Below are 22,503 nucleotides of genomic sequence, written 5' to 3'. Positions count from 1 at the left end.
AAGCTAAAGTAGCTGCTACTCGGGTTATCTCATCGTCTCCACCCCTAGCAAATATGTAATTGTGGTTAATCCGTCATTCCTACGTAAGACCGTTACGTCCAAAAACGCGTGTCTCCCGTAGATACGAGGTCTGCGCCGTTCGCCAGCGCCTCGTCGATTTCTTCTTCGCTTCGTAAAAAACCTCCCACTATGAGCGGACAGTGAATTTCCTTCTTCAGATCGCGGATGACGCGGGGCATAAGTCCCGGCATCAATTCCACTTCGTCCGGACGTGCTTGTCCGATCATCTTCACTGCGGTTCCCAAAGCTGTCGTATCGATCGCAAACACGCGCTGTATCGAGCTGATGCCTGCTTGGCGCGAAGCCAATACCGTATTCGTCTTCGTCGTAATGATCCCGTCGATCTTGTACGAATCCGCCAAATACTGCACTGCCGAATTATCCCGGCCGATGCCGCTTACCATTTCCAGATGGACAAACACTTTTTTGCCTGAGGAGTGCAGTCGGTTTACGATATCCCTTAGTTTCATGATGTCGCCTGTCATCAGGTTCACCCGTTCCACCGCGCTGTTCACAGCCGCGTCGATCTGTTCCAGCTTGGTAATCGAAGCAATAACGGGAAGACGGCGACTCCCTTGATCTGTCATAAGTGCGTGTCCTCCTTATTATGAACACCTCTTATGATAGAGTTATAAGATCATGCGAGTATTAACGATATGTAAAATCTGTGTTAACGCCCCGCTCCTAGGCACCTGCATATCATGAATACGCTTTCTATTCAGTTAACAACAGATTCTGCTATATCCCTGGTTTGGTGGATTCCCTCCTAGATTCAGGATCATGCCGTCCTGCGAAGTCTTGGATAGCGCTTTCATAATAGCTTGTCGAGCTATTTAGTTTCTATCATAGAGGAATTATTTAGCTTGAGTCTATAGCGAAATTTGTTTTATTTTGTCGAATTTAAAAGAATGTCAGCTCAATGTAATAAATATCATGGCAGGAAGCTCGTTTTTGTGATCGTACAGCGATTCAAAGACCCATGAAGGCAGTTTCAGGACAGCGGGCTTTGCGGAGGCTTGGATGCAGGGGTAATCCGGACTCATGGACTCAGCAGGCGCACGAGCTTAATCAATAAGCCGGCCAAGAAAACTTCTTGGCCGGCTCCCCTTGATCCATCCCGTCGAGCACTAGCTATTCGAACAAAGGAACCTTCGGGTCCTTCCCGTTACAGTGAACCAGCATCGCGTGCAGCTGCCCCCTGTGGTGATACAGGTGTGCCACGATTTCGAGCAGCCATTCGTACCTCGAATAGGTGACGCCCCAATAAGAGGTCATCTCCTGATGAAGCTCCTCTTCCGTCATTTCTCGGAACGCCTGCTCCAGATATGAATAGTTGCTCAATAACTCCGCCTGTATGTCCTTCAGGTTATTTAACGACACGCCTGCGTAATAGGCGCTCATCTCCTCTTGGGTGGCTCCTCCGGATATATGATAATCGGCCCGGCAGATGACGGCGATATGCTTGAGCAGCTCTCCGACCGAATGTTTGCCTTCCGTCGGCTTGACGAGCAAATCCCGTTCATCCAGCTTATCGATAATCGCGACAACCGAGACGACAGCCACCTCGATCTGATGTAGGGCATATGTACAATAGGAATTCATAGGTTCTCTCCAATCCGGTATGTATACAGTAATCTGTTCAAAATCACCTCATTATTATAGAACATACGTTCCTAATATTTCAACAAAAAAACAACCTGACCCTTAAGCACTAAGAGTCAGGTTGTTCAGAAGCAAATCTTGTATAAGATCAGCTAACCAGGTCAAATCCGGTTGTATTCTCAAGCACTTCCACATGAAACGCGCTGCCGTCAGCCTTTCGCACAACGCTAACCGACAGGTGCCCGCTTCCGATCGCAATCCGTTCGGCCTTCAGTTCGTTCATCCCCTCCGGAAGGAACGGGGACAACGCGATTTCCTTCTTCGCCGCGTTCGGATACAATCCGAGCATCGCCTGCAGGAAGACGATCGAGGTTCCCGCCGCCCAAGCCTGCGGCGAACAGGTCGTCGGGTACGGAACGGGATGGCCCAGCTTCGCATCATGACCGCAGAACAGCTCCGGCAAACGCTGGTATTCAAAATGCGCGGATGCCTGGAGCAGGCCGGAAATCACCTTGCCTGCCTCAGCTTTGAATCCTTGCTTGCCGAGACCCAGCAGGATCATGGCATTGTCATGCGGCCATACGCTCCCATTGTGATAGCTCACCGGATAGTAGCCGGTGGAGCCAGTACTCATCGTGCGGATGCCGTATCCGTTGAACATGTCGCTTCTAAGCATCCGCTCGGCTTGCGCCTTCGAGCGGCTCTCTTCCGGCAATCCGCTCATGAGCAGATGCCCGGGATTCGAGGTTACGCTTTGTACCTGGCGTTGATCCTTATCCAGCGCAATGGCGTAACACTGCTCATCCTCCATCCAGAAGGCCGCTTCAAAACGGACGCGAAGCTCCTCGGCTTCCGTTTCCAGCTTGCGGGCCAGTTCCGGCTCGCCCAGCTCCGCGAAGACGGGTACCAGCGATTGCTTCGCTTGATACACGTAACCCTGAACCTCCGACAGCGCGATCGGCGATTCCGCATACTCGCCGTTCTCATGGATGATCGAGTTGGCGGAATCCTTCCAGCCCTGGTTCGGGAAGCCTTTCTCGGCTTCCTGCTTGTAGGCCATGAAGCCGGAGCCCGCTTCGAGGGCGGCATCGATATAATCCAAAGCCCGCAGCACGTTCGGCTTGAGCTCCTCCGCTAAGGAGAGATCGCCCGTCCAGCGGTAATACTCGCCGATCAACGCCAGGAACAGCGGCGTGGAATCGATGGTGCCGTAGTACGGCGAGAACGGGGACTGATTCGTCGTGACCAGCTCTCCATAGCGGATCTCATGCATGATTTTGCCCGGCTGCTCATCCCGCCAAGGGTCCGTCTTCTCGCCTTGATAAGCCGCCAGCGTTCTCAAGGTTCCTTTGGCAAGCTGCGGGTTCGCCGGAAGCATGAACAGCGCCGTGATCAAGCTGTCTCTGCCGAACGGAACCGCGAACCATGGCAATCCGGCTACCGTTGTATCGCCGAAACCTACATCCGTCGTCAGCATGCGCAGATCCTGCAATCCTCTCTGGTACAAGCCGCTGAACAGCGCGGAATCCGACTGGAGCTGCGAGCTGTTCCCGTACCAAGCTTCGTACGAGGCTTCGAGTTTCTTCAGCCCCTCTTCATAAGTCAGCGTCTCTGCTGCGGTTTGACGCTCCGTCATCGGCGTGACAAAGAACGTAATCACCTTCTGCTCTTTGGCTTTCAGGGACAAGGAGAACGAAACCGTGCCGGTATCATCCGCATTGCCGCCGTCCGCATCCCAGGCAATGCGCGTCTGCCTTCTCAACTTGTCGGCGCCGACGTAGGCCAGCGTCAACTCTTGATCGCCTGTCCGAATCCCTTCCATTTTGCCGACTTCGCCCGTACGGTATTTACGGACCAGGAACATATCCTGAAAATCCGCATCGAAGGAAACCCCGAACTCGATATTCGAATCGGTCACAAAGTAATTGGTCAGCGTACAGCGCTCATACAGGACGCCATCATAGATGAAGCGTTCCCGAAGCACTTCGATCGCCCCTTCATCCTTGGCATCCTTCATCAGGCGGAAGGAGGCCACATAGCTTTTATCCCCCGTGGAGGACAGAAGTGAAGGCTTCTCGCCATCGATGAACAGCTCCATGCGGCTCAGAAAACGCGTATCCTTCGTATACAAACCATGGCCCTGATCGTCCCCCTGGACAATATCTCCGTTAAGCCCGGTCAGAAAAAACACGTCTCCTTCTTTAATTACGCGGTAGTCCATGCATAAATCCCCCTTTATTCAACAACCTCAAGCTCTGCCTGCAGTCCTTCCTCCGAATGCGGTCCGACCCAGACATGGAACTTTCCGGGCTCTACCGTAAATTCAAGCCTTTCATCCAGCAGCCCCAATGCTTCACGTCCCAGCGTAAAATGCACCTCCCGGCTTTCACCAGGCTGAAGCTGCACCTTGGAGAACCCCTTCAGCTCTTTGACCGGCCGGGTCGAGCTTGCCACCAAGTCGCGGATGTAGAGCTGCGCGGTTTCCTCGCCGGCTCTGGATCCCGTATTCGTGATGCTCACGGATACACGGACGGATTCGTCCCGGCCGATCTGATGCCGATCCAGCTGCAGATCCGTATATTCGAACGTTGTATAACTGAGGCCGTATCCGAACGGATACAGCGGAGAATCGTCGCAATCGATATAATCTTCGTACAGATGGGGCCGCCCGGTATTCTTCCGGTTGTAATACATCGGAATTTGGCCCGTCGCGCGCGGAACGGTAACCGGCAGGCGACCGCTCGGATTGTACTTGCCCGTCAGCACGTCTACAATCGCTAGGCCTGTGGCGGTTCCCAAATGCCAAGCTTCCACCACGGCATCGGCGTGCTCATGCAGCCATGGAGTCGCAAGCGGACGGCCGTTCATCAGCACGGCGACGATCGGCGTGTCAGTCTGACGCTTCAGCTCCCGTATCAGGCGTTCCTGGCAGGGTAGAAGCGTAATGGACGTCACATTGTAGTGTTCGCCGGTCATCGCTTCGGATTCGCCGACAACGACCACGGCGACATCACACTGCTTGGCAAGCTGAACGGCACGCTCGACTCCGCCGTCCAGCTCCTCCAGTATGCCGCTGCCCTGCTCGTAGAACACCTCGGCCTTCGGTGCGATTTCCGATTGAAAAGCATCCCGCACCGTGACAACGTCCTCATCCCGACCTTTCCAAGCCCAGCAGCCCATGGAATTATGGCGATCATCGGCCAGCGGCCCGATCAAGGCCAGCTTCTTGTGCTTGCCGGTATCCAGCGGCAAAATTCCGCTACGATTCTGCAGGAGCACGATCGATTTCCGGGCGCTGTCCCTGGCCTGGGCCAGATGCGCCGCTGGAATGGCTCGCCCTTTCAGCAGATCTCCGGCTTCTTCGGATTCTTCGCTTACATACGGGTTCTCGAACAATCCGAGGCGGATTTTCACCCTCAAAATGCGAAGCACCGCATCATCCAACAGCTGAAGCAGCTCGGGGTTATCCTGGACCAGCGCCTCCAGATGATCGAGATAGACGCCGGAATGCATGTCCATGTCGACGCCGGCGTTCAGCCCCTTCCGCGCGGAATCCTTCCGGTCCTCCGCATAGCCATGGTAGATCAGCTCTTCGATCGACTCCCAGTCGCTGACCACCATGCCGTCAAAGCCCCACTCCCGCTTCAATATATCCCGCAGCAGATAGCGGCTTCCGGAAGCGGGAACCCCGTTCAGTTCGCTGAAAGCACTCATCACCGACAGAGCGCCTGCTCGAATCCCGTGCTCGAACGGCGGCAGCACGGTTTCCCGCAGCGTCCGCTCCGACATGTCCGTCGTATCATAATCCCGGCCGCCTTCAATCCAGCCATAACCGGCAAAATGCTTCACGCATGCCGCTACGGTCGGGTTGCCGTCCCCGTTCGGACTTTGAAATCCACTTACCTTCGCGGCAGCGGCCAGGGAGGACAGATAGGCATCCTCCCCCGTGCTCTCCGCGATGCGGCCCCACCGGGGGTCGCGCGTCACGTCCACCATCGGGGCAAAAGTCCAGCGGATGCCTTCAGCTGCCGCCTCTTCTGCCGCAATGCGGGCGTTCTTCTCCATCCCTTCGAGATCCCAGCTGGAGGCTTCGCCGAGCGGAATCGGAAAGATGGTGCGAAAACCGTGAATGACGTCATCCCCGATGAGAAGAGGAATCCCCAGCCGCGTTTCCTCCACGGCCAGCCGCTGGAGCTCGTTGATTTTTTTCGGACCATGCACATTCAACAGCGACCCGATCTTGCCTTCGGCAACCAGCTTCAGCTCCCGCTCCTCGCACCGGCCGTACTGCACCGTTTGACCGATCTTCTCGGCCAAGGTCATCTGCGCGAGAAGCTCCTTTGCACGCTGTTCCACGTTATCCATGTCTAATCCCTCCCGATGCTTCGATATCAGCCTTTGACGCCTGCGTTCGAAATCCCCTCGATATATTGGCGCTGGAACAGGAAGAAGAACAGGATGATCGGCAGCGTGGACAGAACGACCCCTGCCATGATCATCGGCGTATTCTCGAAGAACATATCCTTCACGCTGTTCAGGCCGACCACCAGCACATACATTTCCGGCGTATTCGCCAGCGTGCTCGGAACGAGGTAACTGTTCCAGGTCCCGGCAAATGCAAGGATCGACATCGTAATCAGCGATGAGCGGGCCAGGGGATACACGATCCGCCAGAAAGCGCCCATCTTCGTCAAGCCATCCATTCGCGCAGCCTCCAGAAACTCGTTCGGAACCGAGATGAAGAACTGGCGGAGCATGAAGATGTACAAGCCTTGATAGAGGAAGGGCACCGTCAATCCCCAGAACGTGTTCAGCCATCCGAGCTGCGCCACGTTCACGTATACCGGGATCAGGATCATATGGTACGGCACCATCATGGTGGCCACGACGATCCAGTATATCAGTCCTTTTCCCTTGAAATTCAGCTTGGCCAGCGCAAAGCCGGCCATCGGGTTAATGATCAGGTTCCCGATGACAACGACGCCGGTCATGATCACGGTGTTCATGAACCATCTCGGCACGTTGTACGCATCGTTCGTGAAGAAGATTTTGAAGTTCTCGAACGTCCAGTTGGCCGGCGACGTCAGGGTATTGACATGGCGCATCGGAATGACGGACGTATAGATGGTATAGAGAAAAGGAAGGGCGAATAAGAGCCCCAGGATAATCGTGCCGATGTACAGAAACGGCCGACCTTTATTCGTTCGGGTCAACATTACTCTCACTCCTTCTCATCCAGGAATTTTTTTTGCAGGTACGTAATCAGCATGATGATCATGAAGAATAGCACCACCGCCGCGCTTCCGTATCCAATGTTCATGTAACGGATCCCGTGCTGGTAGAAATACGTTACCACCGTGCTGGTAGCGCCGGCCGGCGAGCCGAGCGCGCCATAACGGGAAATCGCGGCAATTTGGTCGTAGATCTGGAAACCGGCGATCGTCGACACCGACACGATGAAGAACGTGATCGGCTTCAGGAACGGCACCGTAATGTAGCGGAATTTGTTCCACTTGGACGCCCCGTCGATCTCGCCCGCTTCATACAGATCCTTCGGAATTTCCTGCAGGCCCGACAAGTACACAATCATGGTGAAGCCGGCTTGCTGGAAGATAAACAGAATACATACGAATAAGAGCGCATAGCTGGTGTCCGCAAACCAAGTCACGTTCCCGAAGCCCAAAGCTCCGAAAAACTTCGTCAGGAAGGTGCCCTGCTTGAAAAGCATCATGAACACGGTCGTGATCGCGATCTGCGAGGTAATATACGGAATGAAGAACACGGTCCGGAATATCCCCTTGCCCTTCAGCTTCTGGTTCACCAGGATCGCCAAGAGCAGACCGAGCAGGGTCTGAATCGGAATCGAGATGACGACGATTTCCAGGGAGTGAAGCAGCGCCCGGAAGAATTCTTTATCTTGCAGAATGGTGACATAGTTTTCGAGGCCGATGAATTTGGCTTGGTCCAGGGCAGCAAAGTTCGCATCCTGAAAACTTCTTACGAAAGACTGGATGAATGGATACAGAAACCACCATGCCCACAAAATCAAAAAGGGCAGCGTAAACAACCAGCCCAGCGTCTTATCGGAGTCTGCCAACGAACGGAACCAGGATGGCCTGATCTTGTTCCCTTTCATATCAGCGTGCTTGCTGCTGTAATCGGACATAAGTTATCCCCCGCTTCCAAACTTAAATTGATTGGATCATGAAAATACCCCCACAAAGTGGTGTGAACAAAGGCTCCCGCTCCCCTGATAACAAGGAGCGGGAGCGGGTGTTGCCTCTTTCTTATTTGAACTGGCTTTGAATGTCGTCGAGAATTTGCTGAGCCGTTTTACCGGAGCCGCCCAGAATCAGGCCTTCCAATTCTTTCACGAGCTCATCCGTAAAGCGCTTAGTATCCGTTGGATACCCATAGTCCGTGCTGTACTCCAGCGCAGGCTGCAGCGCCTTGAATTCAGGGTTCTTCTCGAAATACTGCTCGGACAGCGAGGATACGGCCGGATTGAAGCCGAGCTCCATGAATGCGGTTTGCGTATCGTCATTGGTCATGTAATAAGCAGCCTTCAGCGCAGCTTCTTTGTTCTTCGCGTCTTTCAATACCATGTAAGCGTCAGAGCTCATGGTGCTTCCGTTCGTCGTTCCTTTCGGAACCGGAATGGCAACCATTTTCAGGTCCGGATTCGCATCCTTCAGGTACCCTTTGTACCAGTAACCGCCTGTACTCATAGCGCCCTGCTCATTGCTGAATACTTCGCCGTCCCAGCCGAAGCCGAGCGATTTTGGCGTGACCGCGAGTCCTTGGTCATACATGTCGATGATCATTTCCAGCGCTTTGACGTTCTCTGGGGAGTTGATGGTCGCACCATTGCCCCAGCCGCCGCCGAAGCTCTTCACGTAGTTCGTGATATGGAAGGCATCCAGGTTCACGATAATGCCCTTCACATCGCCTTTGTTCAGCACTTTGGCCGCTTCGATCACTTCATCCCATGTGGTTGGGTACTCGCCGAGACCGGCATCCTTCCACATTTGCTCATTGATGAAGAACATTGCCGGCATATCGCTGTTCGGCACGCCGTACTGCTTGCCGTCCACGTTCCAAATCTTCTTTGATGTATCCGGGAAACGGCTCATGTCCACGCCCGTGGTTTGAACCAGATCGTCGATCGGCGAGAACAGCCCTTTATTGATGTACTCGTAAGCACCTTCGTTGGACATCTTGATGAAGTCAGGCGCTACGCCCGCAGCAATTTCACCCGGAAGCGTGTTCCAGAACTGCTCGCTGCTCGGATATTGCTTGATTTTCAGTTCGATCTCCGGATACTGCTCGGAGATGGTGTCAGCTGCTTTCTGATAAATCTCCAGATCCTGTGCCGTACCCCAGAATCCGAAATTCACCGTTACTTTTTCAGCAGCGTCTCCGGCTCCATTATCTGTATTGTCAGCGCTTTTACTGCCGCCGCAAGCGGTTAAACCCACAACAAGAGCCAGGCACAAAACCAGCATGGCCGAAAACTTCTTGTTCCATTTACCCATGATGCTACCCCCCACGTTTCTTTTCGTTTTACCTTACATCTTCATGATAAAGAGCCGGGACAACAAAAAAAATTAATCAAATGATGATTAATTTTTTAAAATTGACTATTTTTTTATAAATAGATTGCACTGCACGAGCGTTTTTATGAAAAATCACACTTTCTTCTCTAATATCACACTTCATCTTTCCTATATTGTTTAGGAGAAAAGCCCGTGTATTTCTGGAATACAATGGCGAAATGGGCCTGATTATTGAATCCCACCATCTCGGCAACGTCATAAATTTTGTAGCGATAGTCCTTGAGGAGCACCTTCGCCTTCTCGATCCGAAGCTCGTTAATATAATCGAACAGGCCCTGACCGACCTCTTGCTTAAACAATCGGCTGACATAATTCGGACTGACGTGGAACAAATCCCCGAACAATTTCAAGGAAAGGCTCTCCGGGTAGTGCTCTTCCGTATATTCCATAATATTGCGCGTGAGTTGGCTGTAACCCTTATGCTCCAGCTGATAGCGATGCTTGAGCCGCTCCTCGAACAAGGCACGGTACGCGGCCGACAGCTGCCCGAACTCATGGATCTCTTCAAAGGCCGATGTTTCTTCTTGAACGTCTCCCCCGCCCGGTACGCCCGTGCCCTCTCCGATCATAAACAGCAGACCTTCGTATACCTTGCGGACATCCTTCTCTTCCATGCATTCTTCTTGCGCCAGAAACCTCTCCCACTGGGACAGCAGCTCCAGGAAGCGGTCGTTCGCCTCCTCCCTGAGAGCAGACTTCATCTGGCTTAAATAGGCATCGGCCTGTCTATAGACGTGCTCACCCTTCTGTTTCAGATGCTGATAATAAAAGATCGACGTATCCGGGTGGTAAAATTGATGGGACAGCGCTTTGCCCGCCTGCTCGTAGCCCGTCCGAATGCCGTCGAAATCGGCAAACCAGTCGCTAATGCCCAGCACGATGTCGATATTGACAAACCGCTTGAGCGCCGAACTGATCATTTGCACCATTTTATTGACGCGCGTCAACGAGGCCAGCAGGCTTTTCAGTTCGCTGTTGCTGATGAATACGGCACTGCACTGTTCATCCAGCTGAAGATATTCGACTTCCTTCTCCGTGGACAGAATCTCGCTGACGACGTTTTGCACCGTATTCGGCAGGATCGACTCGGTTTCCTTGGCGTACCTTTTGATAACCGTGTGATAATCTTTGATTCTGAAAAGGACGACGTACATATTGCCCTCTTTGAGCTCTGTTTCATGCAGATCATGAACATGGCCTCGGAGAGCGTCAAATAATATCTGCTCCTTCCGGTTGCCCGCCGTAGCCGGCCCGACTTGAACCGGAATCCCCCGGCTCCCAAACTGCTCCCGGACGCTCTTCAGCATCGCAGTCAGCTCGCGTTCATTCATGTCGGGTTTGTGGAAATAATCAAAAGCCCCCAGCTTCAACGCTTCCTTCACGTAGGCAATATCATCGAAGCTGCTCAACACGACCGTTTGAACCGGGATCTGCCGGTCCTTGATCGTCCGGAGCACCTCGAGCCCGTCCATCTTAGGCATTTTGATATCCAGCAGAACCACGTCCGGCACAGTTTCCGTTATCAGACGCAGCGCTTCTTCGCCGTCCCCCGCTTCACCGACAATGTCCACGCCCTGAGCTTCCCAGTCAATCGCCGATTTGATCCCGATCCGAACGAGCGGCTCGTCATCTACTATAAGTATTCGCACTTGCTATCACCCTGCTTCTTCTGTGATGATCGGAACCCGAAGCCATGCGACCGTTCCGCCCTGTTCTCCCCTTTGGATCCACAGGCCGTACTCGGGCCCGAAATGAAGGGATATCCGGTTCCGTATATTGTTCAGTCCGATCGAGTTGAAGGTATCCTGCGGACCGTCCTGCTCCACCTTCGCCTGTCCCCCCTCCGGAAAACCGCGCCCGTTATCGCATACCTTCATGATCAGCGCATCCGATTCCTCATAAATCGATATGACAAGGCTGCCCTTGTAATCGATGCCTTCAAAGCCATGGAAAACCGCGTTCTCCACAAGGGGCTGAAGCAGAAACTTCAGGGTCCTATGATTCATTACGGCCGGATCCACCTCGTACGTGACATCAAATTTATTAAGATAGCGGAAATCAAGAATTTTCGTATAGTTCTCCATGAATTCGACTTCCTCGGCAATGGTCACGTAGTCGCCTTCCTTCTTCACCGTAAACTTGATAACCGAAGAGAAAGCCTGCAACGCTTCTTCAATGCCCGTTGCCCCCTGAATCTTGGCCATCCACTTGATCACGTTCAGCGTGTTGTAGATAAAATGCGGACGAATCTGCGATTGCAGCGCATTCATCTCCAGGTTCCGCTTCTCCTCTTCCTCTACGTAAATCCGCTCGATTAAATCGCGAATTTCGTGCAGCATCTGGTCCACGGTATGGCTAATCACGCCGATTTCCCCGTGCTGCTTCGTATCAAAGCTTACGTCAAGCTGACCTTGGGAGACAAGCTTCATTTTGCTGTTCAGCACCGCCAGCGGCTTCATGATCGTGGTGGCGATCCGGGCCGAGATCAGGATGGACAGCACGAGCAGTAAGATCAACGCACCGATCAGAATAGCCACCATCAGGTACACGATCGAGAACAGATCCTTCTTCGGGATGACCGTGACCGCCTTCCAATTCGCCATGGAAGAGGAAGAAGAAATCATGTAGGTATCCCGGTTGATCTGCGTGTTGACCTGGCCGTCCGCTTTATATTGAAAATCGCTTCCCAATACCTCGGACGCCGCCAGTCCGATTTCCTCGGGGTGAACGCTGTGCACGATATGATCGGTTTCGTCGATCAAGTAAAAATTCGTATTCTCGGAAAATGCCGAATCGCTCCACAGCGTCTTGAGTTTATCCACCGAAATGTTAAACAGGATAAACCCGAGATCCTCCTTCGTGTACGGGTCCAAGATGGCCCTGCCCACCGACACGACCGGAATTCCCTTCGTTGACAGCAGTCGCTCCTGATGAATCCCTATCGGGACAAAGCCGCCATACGCTTCCCTGATCTTCCGGACAAAACGCTCGCGGGTAAACTGCTCCTTGAAATAAGCGAAGTTCATATATTCCCGGTTGCTTCGGCCGATGATGGACCGGCTGTTCTCGTGGTAGATAACCACGGAGTCAATCAAGTCCGAATACAGCATGATCCCGCTCTGGATCAAGCCGTTCACTTTATCGAAATCCTGCCCCCGCTCCAGCAATGGATACGTCACCTTGCCGTAATCCTTCCGCATAATGGGATACACCGTGGAGTCCTGGATCGGGAACATGGACAGCCGGAGCAGCGGCTGCAGGGAGGTATCGATATTTTTAATGATTTGTTTGTTGTTTTCCACGGCGGCATCAATCATCGTGCTCCGATTATTCTCCACGTAGACCCAGGATACGATCCCGCCGATCAGAAGAAGGGGAACGATGATGAAGGCGGAGAACGCCGCAATCAGTTTCTTCTCCAGGCTTAAGTGAAGCATTTTCTGCTTTAGTTTCTTCATGGGCCGCGTCTCTCTTTTCTCGTTGTTCGATAGGATCGTCCTTTACCGCGCCGTGCCGCTTATCCGGAATTTTCTCGGCGTCATTCCCGTAAAATTCTTGAATAATTGCGTATAATAACTCTGGCTGCAGAACTTGAACGTAAACGCGATTTCGGATATCGACTGGTTCGTATTGGCCAGCAAATGCTTGGATTCCTCAATCTTCCGCCGATTAATAAAGGTGGTTATGGCTTCGCCCGTCTCCCGCTTGAAACGATCGGACAGATAGCTCGGGTGGACCTTCAAATATTCCGCGACCCTCTGCAGGGTCAGCTCCTCGAAAATATGCTCACGGATGTAAAAGATCGCCAGGTTCACAATGTGAGAGAACGACACGTCTTCCTTCTCGGAGCGGATCATCGACACAAACTGCACCAGCATCTCATATTCAAAATGAACCAGCCGCTCCACATCGCTCATTCGCTCGATCTCCAGGATCAGCGTGTCGCTTAAATGAAAGGCGATCTCGGGATCCACGCCGCCTTTGATGATGGCCCGGGTAAATAAGGTGCAGGAGGCAATCAAGGCATTCTTCTTCGATCGAAGCGGATACGTCGCCAGCACGGCCGCTTCCAGCTCGTTAATTTTGCGCAGCATGTCCATGGCTCTATTCTCATCGCCGAAGCGGATCGCTTCCAGCAGCTCGTGTTCATAGTCGAACGGGGGATGGATAAAATTCTCGCGCAAATAAAACATGCGGGAAGAAAGGTAAAAGGGTTGGTTTCCAGAACGTGAAGGCTCTTTCATTATTTCCCCACCACCTAAAAATATTGATAAAAACCTTGATATTTTAGTATAACATAACTCCGATTGGCTCTAAAATTCAAGCATAACCATGCTAGGAAGGAAGTGTAGACCATGACCTGGAATATATCAAATCCTGATTTGTCGCAGCAAGCCCTGCTGAATATGGAAAGTATTTTTGCACTCGGAAACGGTTACCTGGGTGTGCGCGGCAACTTCGAAGAAGGCTACGGCGAGCGCCTGTCCACCATTCGAGGCACCTACCTGAACGCTTTCCACGACGTGATTGAAATCCCTTACGGCGAGAAGCTCTTCGCCTTTCCCGATACACAGCAAAAGCTCGTTAACAATATTGATGCCCAAACGGTCCTGATCTATTTAGGCGACGAGAAAGAACCCTTCCGCCTGGATCACGGAACGATCACTGCCCATGAACGCCGCTTGCATATGGACAAGGGGTACTCCGAACGAATCGTGCAGTGGAAATCGCCCGAGGGCAAAGAGATCAAGCTGACCTTCCGCCGTCTGGTGTCCTTTGCGCACCGGGAGCTGTTCGCCATCGACGTTCGGATGGAGCCGGTCAATTTCAACGGCCAGATTCGCATCGTTTCCACCGTGAACGGCAAAGTGAAGAACTACACCAATGCCAACGATCCCCGGGTAGGCGCAGGGCATGCGGAACGGATGACCGTCATCGATGCCGGCGTCAAGGGCAGCGATGCCTATGTCGTAGACGAGACGATGGCGTCCAAGCTGCGTGCCGCTTGCGTGACCCGTCACCGCTTGAATGCCGATGCGGACATTCAGCTCGAAGCCGGAACTGGAGAGGTTACCTTCACGGCTGTCCTTCCATTGACCGGACCGATCCACTTTACGAAATACAATCTGTATACCGACAGTCTTCGTCACGGGCAAGACATGCTCGAGCGCGGCATTCAGCTGCAGGAGGAGTTGAAGGATACTTCCTTCGAGGACTTGCTTGCCGAGCAGGGCGAGTATCTGAACGACTACTGGAAATCGGCCGACGTCGTGATTCAGAACGATGACCAGCTCCAGGAAGGCATCCGCTTCAATCTATTCCAGCTGCTGCAATCCGCCGGACGGGACAAGCACAGCAACATTTCCGCCAAAGGACTGAGCGGCGAAGGTTATGAAGGCCATTATTTCTGGGACACGGAGATTTACATGTTCCCGGTATTTCTGATGACGCAGCCGGACATTGCGCGCCAGCTGCTGCTGTATCGTTATTCCACGCTGGAGCAGGCGAGAGACAGAGCGCGGGAAATGGGACACCGACAAGGGGCGTTGTTCCCGTGGCGCACGATCTCCGGAACGGAATGCTCCTCCTTCTTTCCTTCGGGAACGGCGCAATACCATATCAGCGCAGATATCGCCTACAGCTATATTCAGTATTATCTCGCCGAGCAGGACCGGGATTTCCTCTTGTCCTACGGGGCCGAGGTGCTGATCGAAACCGCCCGCCTGTGGGCCGACATCGGCCACTATTATAACGGCGCTTTCCATATCGATGAGGTGACGGGGCCGGATGAGTACACCTGCTGCGTGAACAACAACTATTACACAAACGTCATGGCAAAGCATAACCTGAAATGGGCCGCCAAGAGCTGCGCCATTCTGGAATCCTACGATGCGCAAGGCTTCAAATCCCTATGTGATCGGCTTGGCGTAACCGCGGATGAAATTTCCGCTTGGGCGAAAGCGGCGGACGCCATGCTGCTCCCGTATGATGAAGCGCTCGGCATTAACCCGCAGGACGATACGTTCCTCCGCAAAGCGGTATGGGATTTCGAGAACACGCCGGAGGACAAATATCCGCTGCTGCTGAACTATCACCCGCTCACCATTTACCGTTATCAGGTATGCAAACAAGCGGATACGGTGCTCGCCCACTTCCTGCTGGAAGACGAGCAAAGCTTGGAAACGATCCAGCGTTCGTATGATTACTACGAAGGCATCACGACGCATGATTCGTCGCTGTCTTCCTGCATCTTCAGCATCATGGCCTCAAAGATCGGCAATATGGACAAAGCGTATGAGTACTTCATCGAGACGGCACGCCTCGATCTGGACAATACGCACGGCAACACGAAGGACGGCCTGCACATGGCCAACATGGGCGGTACTTGGATGTCGATCGTCTACGGCTTTGCCGGCATGCGCCTGAAGGAAAGCGGACTTTCCCTCTCCCCGGCCATTCCGAAGGACTGGGAGAAGTATGCGTTCCGCTTGAACTTCCGCGGCCGTCTCATCGGCGTCTCCATCGAGAAGGACGGCGTGACCTTGGAGATCGTCGAAGGCGAATCCATCGAGATCAAGCTGTACGACGAGGCCGTAACGCTTGAAGCCGGGAAACCTGTGAAACATGCGCTGCAGAGCAAATAACGCATTTTTCTTGCGATATCCGGAAGGTCCCTGTTTCGGGTTTATACTTTCCGTTATCTCAAAAAGGAGCTATAAGATATGAATGAAACACGCAAGCTGAAGGCTGTCATCTTTGACTTGGACGGCGTCATTACCGATACCGCGGAGTATCATTATCAGGCATGGAAAGCCACGGCAACCGAGCTGGGCATTCCCTTCACGAGAGAATTCAACGAGAATCTCAAAGGGGTATCCCGCATGGATTCCCTGAAGCTCCTGTTAAGCCAGGCGGAGACGCCTGTGAACTATTCCGATGAAGAGCTGGTACAGCTGGCTGACCGCAAAAACAAGCTGTACGTCGAGCTGATCGAAACGATCACGCCAGCCGACCTGCTGCCGGGAATTACGGAGTTTGTGGCAGACATCCGATCTAGCGGCCTGAAGACCGGCATCGCGTCAGCCAGCAAAAACGCCATCGCCGTGCTTACACGGCTTGGGGTCATGGACCGGTTCGACGTAATTGTCGACGTAACCAAGCTGAAGAACAACAAGCCGGACCCGGAGATCTTCCTCACCGCTGCCGCAGAGCTTGGCGTAGAGCCTGCCGACTGCATCGGCGTGGAGGATGCCGCATCCGGCGTTGACGCCATCAAGGGCGCCGGCATGTTCGCCGTCGCGATCGGCAACGCCGCGAATTTCCCGCATGCGGATGTCGTGCTGTCCAGCACGGTAGAGCTGAATTTCCGTGAGCTGGCGCAGAAATTCGAAGGTTGATAGAAAAATGTAAGGGTGCTCCTAAGGGAGCGCCCTTTTTCGTATGCCCTCCCATTTTTTGCAACCACCCGCCATCTTCGTTAGACTGTAGTTGGTAGTGAGTACAGTAACCTTCCGGTATGTAAGCATAAGCATCATATCGAGAATACGATAAAGGGGACTTTCCATGGAACAGGCTGTCTTGGATCAAGGGGCCGAACGATTCGGCCGAGGTTCTTATTCGCTGAAGTTACTTGGGGGATTCGATCAGAATGTATTTGAATACAACGGTGAAGACGGACGCAGCTTCATTATGAAATTCTTGGACGCGTCCAAATACCGCAAAGCCTCGATCATTCGCGAGCTGACGTGGATGGCCTATCTCGCCGAGCAGGGTCTGAACATGGCGGTGTCCATTCGATCCGCACAGGATCTTCTTATTGAAGAGGTAACCCACGATTCCAAGCGATACCATGTCATTGCCTTTACGAAGGCTCCCGGCAGCCCGTTAACGGATGTAACATCGGATTTTGCGATAATCAAGCAGTGGGGACGCGGGATGGGCCGTATGCATAAGCTCGGCAAAAAGGACGCCACCGCTTCGTCACTCGTGCACCGAATGGCGTTTCCCCAATGGAATGATCATGTGATTTTTACCGATGCGTTCCCGGAGGCTGCAGGTGAAAGACTCCATACGCAGTGGCAGCAGTATCTAAAGGAATTGGAGTCCCTCCCGCAAGATCAGGAAGGCTACGGCATCGTCCACAATGACCTCCACCATCACAACTTTCACGTACATAACGGGGAGATTATCTTTTTCGATTTCGGGGATGTCTCGTACCATTGGTTCGCCTACGATATCGCCATCGCCATCTATCATGCGGTTCAGACGGTTCCGGAAAACAGGAAAGCCGAGTTTGTGGCCCGGTTCCTCGACTCGTTCTTATCCGGCTATCTTCAAGAGAATACGCTGAGCGAGGAATGGATCCAGCGGATCCCGTTGTTCATCGACTTTCGTAATATCTACTCCTATGTCTACTTCGCCAAATTCGTAAATTGGAATGAGATGGATGAACGCACCCGGAAATATCTGTTAGCGATGAAAGCGGATATTGAGGCAGGCAAATCCGTTGTAAAGCTGTCTATTTAATAAGAGAAGGAAGATTGCTCTGCCATGAAACCTAAATCCAAACATCTCCGCCGGCTCGGGTATTTGGGCCTGGGGCTGCTCCTCTCGGCCATCCTTCTATACCTGCTGTTCCTTCGCCCCACGCCCATCAAGGTGGGTGGATTTACGTCCTCCGCGGATGAAAATACCATGATCTTCGAAGTGATAAATAAGGGATTCGCCGATGTGAAGCTGCTGGACGTGCGGGTGAACGATGGCATGAAGCCCGCCAAGGCCGAGTTGGGCGTCAGTTATTCCCTTCATCTGGTCGGAGGCGAAGGCCTTGATGAAGATCCCGATATCGAATTCGTCGATATTCGGGAGGTGCCGCTAAAGCCCGAGCTCATGCCGGACGAGAAGAGAGCCGCCCTTGATCAAGGTTCGCGGATTCCGCTTAATTACGGCATCCGTCTTTATAACAATCAGCCCATCACGCAGATTGAAGTGAAATATAAGTATGGGGGCATCACTTTTACGAGAGAGATGCCGATGGGGCGATTTTTCCGGGATAACGTCTCCACAAAATAAGATTGGAAATATAGGCGATAAAAAACCGGGCTGCTGCAGCCCGGCTCATGCTCAAATTAAAATGACACAACATGATGATTCAAAAAATCCCGCAGCGCAGCCTCCATATCAGGCTCCCCCCCGTCTTCGAGCCATGAATCCTGAAGAACAAGATAGCGGCAGGCGCTGCTCTGCAAATAGCTGTAGATGATTTGTGCAGCATCGATGTCTTGCCGGGTAACCTCGGCAGCATCGCTTTCCGGATCCCTCGTGAAATAGCTGAGAATCAAGGCTTTGACCCTCTGCCTCAACGATTCAATGTCCGCCGTGGTAGCCACAGAGCATCGCTCGCTGTGCAGCACAACGTTCCCCTTAATCAGAAATAACTTGATCGTATCTTCGTTTAAATACTCGTAGACAACGATGCTGTGATTCTCTTCGGCAAACTCGATCACATCCCGTTTACTTAAGAGCAAGTTCACCGCCTCCATGCCGTCCCTGTATTTTGCAGCCTGCTCAAAATCGAAACGCTCTGCGGCGCCCAGCATGGTTCGCTCCATTTCATCATATAAACGTCGGTCGTCCCCTTGAAGCAGAGCAATGAATCGATCCATGACTTCATCAAATTGCCGCGCGCTTTCGCCGCCAAGACACTTGCCAAGACAGAGGCCAATCGAATAATTCAAGCAGGGAGTATTTGCCGAAGAAGCAGCAGGTGCATGATTGCAGGCGATTTTACAGCATTCCTTAACCTTCTGAACTGCATGTTCAAGACTATGTCTGCTGGCTGTATAGGGACCGAAAAAACGAGACGGTTCGTGTGTGCCTTCATCCAGTGTATCTGTAATTTCCAGCCATCGCCAATCTCGCTTTTGCCGCAATACGATATAACTATAACCTAGCGGATTTTTCATCTTGCGGTTATACATCGGCTTTATGTCCTGAATAAGCCTGCATTCCAGCATGAACGCCTCAAACTCCGTGTCGGTGACGATATGCTCGAGGTCTTTGACATGCTGAACCAGCCTCTTCACTTTTGGGGAGTGCGATTTATTGTTGTAAAAATACGATTGTACTCTCTTCTTGAGACTTTTGGATTTGCCAACGTAAATGACCGTTCCACGCGAATCTCTCATGAGATATACGCCCGGCGACAGCGGCAGCTCTTGTATTTTTGTTTTCATTATGACTGTCGATCCTCTCAACGAATCTATCAAACATGGCGTTTTCGTTCACTTCCAAGATACCATATGCACACCAAAAAGCACCACATTCACGGGCTGATTCAACTCGATGGACGTGGTGATTTTATTAGCGACTAGGGCTACGGCCTCTATTACCCCCGTCTCACATAGGGTGGATTGATTGTCGTGCTCCCGCATGCGACCGAAGGCCCCATAATAACTGATTCTCGAATATAATTGTTGGAACAGGATCAGGCAAGTAGAAAGTTGAAGGCAGGTTATTCAAGGTGTCTCAAGGTAGTACAAAAAAACAATAAGACGAACTCTGATAAGAAGCAGTCCGTCTTATTGTTAATCAGAATCAATTTAATTTATTGAAGTGTTCTTCACTTATTAGATCGAATAACTGTGGGGCATTGAAGGTAGCTTCATCAAATAGAACATCACTTCCAGAATCGCCACAATATAATTGTACATTCTTTTGTTCATCTAGAAATTCAAGATGGAAGAACGGTAGGATATAGCTTTCAGTTTCACTCATCTCATAATGATTGAAGAAATCCACAACTTCCTTATCAATAGGTACACGTAATTCAAGTAGGCCGTCATCACCAAAAGTCCTTTGAACCGTTTGTTTTTTCAGAAAGGGGGCGTCAGCATCATCTTGTGCCCAACATCTTATCTTAAGATACTTACATTCTTTGCAAAAAAACAAAATAATTTTTTTTACCAGATCTTTTCTTTGTTCTGTTTCAAGTTTGCTACTCAGTATATGTGTGTACAATTCTTTGAACTCACCTCATTTCTGACAACTAACATTCTATTTATCATTATATACTGTCATTCATTTTCAGGAATATCTTCGTTTGGTGGTATCCCTGGAACCGTTTCAGATTCAACCGGAACTCCTGGAGCTTTTTTAGATTCGTCTGGTTCTTGTGCCTTCTCATTAGGAGGAGCAGAAAGTTCATCTGATCCAGTATCGATAGGTGGTTGCTCACTATTTCCTTCCGGTTGATCTCCCGCTGATCTAGCAGCAGCAACCAAAGCTATAGCACTTGCAGGCCATGTAGCCCAAGCGATTACAACTATTGCTACAACTACACCAACAGTTACAGCAACTTCCCAATTTGTTGCTTTATTCAGTTGCGCCTTAACTTCTTCCTGCATAGCTTCTTTGGCTTCAGTTATGGCAAGTAGGGGGTGGCAGTTCGTCTTAGAGGTATTATTTACAGTGTCATGAACATACCAACAAATGCTTCCAGCTAGATTAGTTCTCGCTGAGATATGAAGATTGGCTTTATGTATTGAGTAGTTTCCACGAGAATCTTTTTCCCATACGTGAATGTTTGTATGAAGTATGTTCTGTGTTTCATTCCATGGACCTGCCCATCCATTGTGTAGTTGAATAACATCAATTTTATAATTACCTGGGTAAAATTGGGCGAATAACCCGGCAGATCCACTAGCTCCTACTTTAAGGGGAGCGGATACCAATAAAACTAGTGCTAAGATTGTTGCTAAGACAGCACTTCCCCTCTTAATGAAAAACTTTTTCACCAAAGACATTTGATCACTCCTTATTTTTATTGGATGGTAACAATAACTCATAAAATATGATATATTTTTTTCTATAAAAGGGTAATAGTTCCATATAATAAATATAATGCATATTTTTTGTGAAAGTATTGAATAAAAAGACGAAAAAAATGGCGGATACTGTAGAAAGTAATGAGGAACTGACTCGAAGGTTTACATTAATCTTACGACTTTGGAAAAGTGATCGTCTCTATACGTGAATTGCAATATGAGCGAATTGAATTAACAGAGTATATAAAACATTATCTTGATATTCTATTAGATTATTTATTACAAGAAGACCATCTAAACTCTCGATCAAGACGAACCTAAGCAGCAATCTCTTTTTCGTCTTTCCGAGTAAGCTTAATCCGTCATTAGTTATGTTAAGTCGATCCATTTTCTCTTCAAGTTCAATTACAAATCCCCTCACATCCTCGCTGAAATAAAATAGAGACTATCTATTTTATTTCAGCTTTTTCTAGTGAACCAGAAAGAAGACACAGCCATATTCCTCTAGCTTCGCATTCGATACTGCTGCCGGTATGCCCTCGGAGACAGCTGAACCGTCCGCTTGAACATCTTCCCGAAATGGGAGAAGTTGCTGAAGCCCGATCGCCAGGCGATATCCGTGATGGAATCATCGCTCTCCCGCAGGAGACGCTGCGCTTCCTTGACCCGAAGCAGGTTGAGATAATCGCTGAAGGTAAATCCCGTCGTCTGCTTGAACAGCCGGCTGAGATAGTGCGGGCTGATCCGGAACGCCTCCGCTACCTCGGGCAACGTTAAGGCCTGCCGGTAGTTGTCGTTAAGATACCGGACGACCGCCTGGGTCTTCGGATGAAGGACCGGCTCCGTATCGGCGGAACGAACCATGCCCAAATGCCGGCTGCGGTAGGCGAAGAGCAGCAATTCGACCGTTCGGTGCCGAAGCAGCCAGCTGCTTCCCGCTTGAGGATGGATCATCTCATTCACCATGTCGCCGACCATTCGCTCCACCGCTTCACTCGCTGGCGAAGGAAGCCTTAGAATGGGAACATCCCAACCGAACGGCTCCTTCAACCCTTCGGCCAGCTCAGGCGGTACGGCCAAATCCGCAAACAATTCCGGGTTTATATAGAGGACAAGGCGATCATGGTCGGGCCGGCCGCTGTCCAGCGTCTTATGAACGGCATTCCGGTCCACGAAGACAAGATCACCGGCCCGAACCCTGTAGGAGCGATCCTTGATGAAGTAGATCCGCTCGCCCGATAACAGGTAATACAGCTCATAATGATCGTGGAGATGGTCGGCCGACATCGAGAAATAGCCAATGCGGCGGTCATACTCCATGCTCAAATATCCGGTGGGATCATGATAATCTGCTCGAAAAGGCTTGGTCATGCGGGCTGCCCCCTTTTCTTGGATTATAG

18 protein-coding genes are annotated in these 22,503 nt (G+C 51.4%); 4 read left to right on the top strand and 14 right to left on the bottom strand.

Annotated elements, in window-relative coordinates; translation table 11 throughout:
- Positions 1-92: 92 nt before the first annotated feature.
- The 10 genes from GYMC10_RS02520 to GYMC10_RS02475 all read right to left on the bottom strand — a co-directional run bounded on the left by GYMC10_RS02520 (position 93) and on the right by GYMC10_RS02475 (position 13,522).
- Positions 93-647 (bottom strand): glycerol-3-phosphate responsive antiterminator, encoded by a 555-nt coding sequence (locus tag GYMC10_RS02520; protein ID WP_012818698.1) that lies wholly within the window; start codon positions 645-647, stop codon positions 93-95.
- Between the two features lie 544 nt (positions 648-1,191).
- A complete protein-coding gene (locus GYMC10_RS02515) occupies positions 1,192-1,662 on the bottom strand; it encodes a DinB family protein (RefSeq protein ID WP_012818697.1) in 471 nt (156 codons plus the stop codon).
- 148 nt (positions 1,663-1,810) lie between these two features.
- Positions 1,811-3,883, bottom strand: coding sequence for an amylo-alpha-1,6-glucosidase (locus tag GYMC10_RS02510; protein WP_012818696.1), 2,073 nt, complete (start codon positions 3,881-3,883; stop codon positions 1,811-1,813).
- A gap of 14 nt (positions 3,884-3,897) precedes the next feature.
- Positions 3,898-6,027, bottom strand: a complete 2,130-nt coding sequence (gene bglX, locus GYMC10_RS02505; RefSeq protein ID WP_012818695.1) for a beta-glucosidase BglX — start codon at positions 6,025-6,027, stop codon at positions 3,898-3,900.
- A 26-nt stretch (positions 6,028-6,053) separates the two neighbouring features.
- Complete coding sequence (locus GYMC10_RS02500) at positions 6,054-6,878, bottom strand: carbohydrate ABC transporter permease (protein ID WP_009593690.1); 825 nt, start codon at positions 6,876-6,878, stop codon at positions 6,054-6,056.
- A 5-nt stretch (positions 6,879-6,883) separates the two neighbouring features.
- Positions 6,884-7,828: a carbohydrate ABC transporter permease gene (locus GYMC10_RS02495; RefSeq protein WP_009593673.1), complete on the bottom strand. Its 945-nt coding sequence runs from the start codon at positions 7,826-7,828 to the stop codon at positions 6,884-6,886.
- 121 nt (positions 7,829-7,949) lie between these two features.
- Complete coding sequence (locus GYMC10_RS02490) at positions 7,950-9,197, bottom strand: ABC transporter substrate-binding protein (protein ID WP_012818694.1); 1,248 nt, start codon at positions 9,195-9,197, stop codon at positions 7,950-7,952.
- 173 nt (positions 9,198-9,370) lie between these two features.
- On the bottom strand, positions 9,371-10,927 hold the full coding sequence (locus GYMC10_RS02485) for a response regulator (protein ID WP_012818693.1): 1,557 nt from the start codon (positions 10,925-10,927) through the stop codon (positions 9,371-9,373).
- Positions 10,928-10,933: 6 nt separating this feature from the next.
- On the bottom strand, positions 10,934-12,736 hold the full coding sequence (locus tag GYMC10_RS02480) for a sensor histidine kinase (protein WP_012818692.1): 1,803 nt from the start codon (positions 12,734-12,736) through the stop codon (positions 10,934-10,936).
- A 42-nt stretch (positions 12,737-12,778) separates the two neighbouring features.
- Positions 12,779-13,522, bottom strand: a complete 744-nt coding sequence (locus GYMC10_RS02475) for a helix-turn-helix domain-containing protein (RefSeq protein ID WP_012818691.1) — start codon at positions 13,520-13,522, stop codon at positions 12,779-12,781.
- 111 nt (positions 13,523-13,633) lie between these two features.
- Here GYMC10_RS02475 and GYMC10_RS02470 point away from each other — a divergent pair, with 111 nt between their 5' ends.
- From GYMC10_RS02470 to GYMC10_RS02455, 4 genes are all read left to right on the top strand, one after another.
- Positions 13,634-15,922 (top strand): glycoside hydrolase family 65 protein, encoded by a 2,289-nt coding sequence (locus GYMC10_RS02470; protein WP_012818690.1) that lies wholly within the window; start codon positions 13,634-13,636, stop codon positions 15,920-15,922.
- A 78-nt stretch (positions 15,923-16,000) separates the two neighbouring features.
- Positions 16,001-16,675, top strand: coding sequence for a beta-phosphoglucomutase (pgmB, locus tag GYMC10_RS02465; protein WP_012818689.1), 675 nt, complete (start codon positions 16,001-16,003; stop codon positions 16,673-16,675).
- 166 nt (positions 16,676-16,841) lie between these two features.
- On the top strand, positions 16,842-17,804 hold the full coding sequence (locus tag GYMC10_RS02460) for a phosphotransferase enzyme family protein (RefSeq protein ID WP_012818688.1): 963 nt from the start codon (positions 16,842-16,844) through the stop codon (positions 17,802-17,804).
- A gap of 24 nt (positions 17,805-17,828) precedes the next feature.
- Positions 17,829-18,350 (top strand): hypothetical protein, encoded by a 522-nt coding sequence (locus tag GYMC10_RS02455; RefSeq protein ID WP_012818687.1) that lies wholly within the window; start codon positions 17,829-17,831, stop codon positions 18,348-18,350.
- Between the two features lie 56 nt (positions 18,351-18,406).
- Here GYMC10_RS02455 and GYMC10_RS02450 read toward each other — a convergent pair whose 3' ends face one another.
- The 4 genes from GYMC10_RS02450 to GYMC10_RS02430 all read right to left on the bottom strand — a co-directional run bounded on the left by GYMC10_RS02450 (position 18,407) and on the right by GYMC10_RS02430 (position 22,474).
- Entirely contained in the window at positions 18,407-19,513 is a 1,107-nt protein-coding gene (locus GYMC10_RS02450; RefSeq protein ID WP_012818686.1) for a GIY-YIG nuclease family protein, read from the bottom strand.
- A gap of 361 nt (positions 19,514-19,874) precedes the next feature.
- A complete protein-coding gene (locus GYMC10_RS02445) occupies positions 19,875-20,297 on the bottom strand; it encodes a hypothetical protein (protein ID WP_036664739.1) in 423 nt (140 codons plus the stop codon).
- A gap of 56 nt (positions 20,298-20,353) precedes the next feature.
- Positions 20,354-21,082, bottom strand: coding sequence for a hypothetical protein (locus tag GYMC10_RS02440; RefSeq protein ID WP_012818685.1), 729 nt, complete (start codon positions 21,080-21,082; stop codon positions 20,354-20,356).
- Positions 21,083-21,607: 525 nt separating this feature from the next.
- Positions 21,608-22,474 (bottom strand): AraC family transcriptional regulator, encoded by an 867-nt coding sequence (locus tag GYMC10_RS02430; protein WP_009595482.1) that lies wholly within the window; start codon positions 22,472-22,474, stop codon positions 21,608-21,610.
- Positions 22,475-22,503: the final 29 nt, after the last annotated feature.

This window comes from Paenibacillus sp. Y412MC10 (assembly GCF_000024685.1).
Lineage (GTDB): Bacteria > Bacillota > Bacilli > Paenibacillales > Paenibacillaceae > Paenibacillus_AQ > Paenibacillus_AQ lautus_A.
The sequence above is the reverse complement of the archived record's forward strand: the minus strand, read 5'-3'. Positions and strand labels throughout refer to the sequence as shown.

What these genes read in the sequence shown, in the direction of transcription:
- GYMC10_RS02520 (WP_012818698.1), bottom strand. Translation starts at nt 647, where the DNA reads ATGACAGATCAAGGGAGTCGCCGTCTTCCCGTTATTGCTTCGATTACC.
- GYMC10_RS02515 (WP_012818697.1), bottom strand. Translation starts at nt 1,662, where the DNA reads ATGAATTCCTATTGTACATATGCCCTACATCAGATCGAGGTGGCTGTC.
- GYMC10_RS02510 (WP_012818696.1), bottom strand. Translation starts at nt 3,883, where the DNA reads ATGGACTACCGCGTAATTAAAGAAGGAGACGTGTTTTTTCTGACCGGG.
- bglX (WP_012818695.1), bottom strand. Translation starts at nt 6,027, where the DNA reads ATGGATAACGTGGAACAGCGTGCAAAGGAGCTTCTCGCGCAGATGACC.
- GYMC10_RS02500 (WP_009593690.1), bottom strand. Translation starts at nt 6,878, where the DNA reads ATGTTGACCCGAACGAATAAAGGTCGGCCGTTTCTGTACATCGGCACG.
- GYMC10_RS02495 (WP_009593673.1), bottom strand. Translation starts at nt 7,828, where the DNA reads ATGTCCGATTACAGCAGCAAGCACGCTGATATGAAAGGGAACAAGATC.
- GYMC10_RS02490 (WP_012818694.1), bottom strand. Translation starts at nt 9,197, where the DNA reads ATGGGTAAATGGAACAAGAAGTTTTCGGCCATGCTGGTTTTGTGCCTG.
- GYMC10_RS02480 (WP_012818692.1), bottom strand. Translation starts at nt 12,736, where the DNA reads ATGAAGAAACTAAAGCAGAAAATGCTTCACTTAAGCCTGGAGAAGAAA.
- GYMC10_RS02475 (WP_012818691.1), bottom strand. Translation starts at nt 13,522, where the DNA reads ATGAAAGAGCCTTCACGTTCTGGAAACCAACCCTTTTACCTTTCTTCC.
- GYMC10_RS02470 (WP_012818690.1), top strand. Translation starts at nt 13,634, where the DNA reads ATGACCTGGAATATATCAAATCCTGATTTGTCGCAGCAAGCCCTGCTG.
- pgmB (WP_012818689.1), top strand. Translation starts at nt 16,001, where the DNA reads ATGAATGAAACACGCAAGCTGAAGGCTGTCATCTTTGACTTGGACGGC.
- GYMC10_RS02460 (WP_012818688.1), top strand. Translation starts at nt 16,842, where the DNA reads ATGGAACAGGCTGTCTTGGATCAAGGGGCCGAACGATTCGGCCGAGGT.
- GYMC10_RS02455 (WP_012818687.1), top strand. Translation starts at nt 17,829, where the DNA reads ATGAAACCTAAATCCAAACATCTCCGCCGGCTCGGGTATTTGGGCCTG.
- GYMC10_RS02450 (WP_012818686.1), bottom strand. Translation starts at nt 19,513, where the DNA reads ATGAAAACAAAAATACAAGAGCTGCCGCTGTCGCCGGGCGTATATCTC.
- GYMC10_RS02440 (WP_012818685.1), bottom strand. Translation starts at nt 21,082, where the DNA reads ATGTCTTTGGTGAAAAAGTTTTTCATTAAGAGGGGAAGTGCTGTCTTA.
- GYMC10_RS02430 (WP_009595482.1), bottom strand. Translation starts at nt 22,474, where the DNA reads ATGACCAAGCCTTTTCGAGCAGATTATCATGATCCCACCGGATATTTG.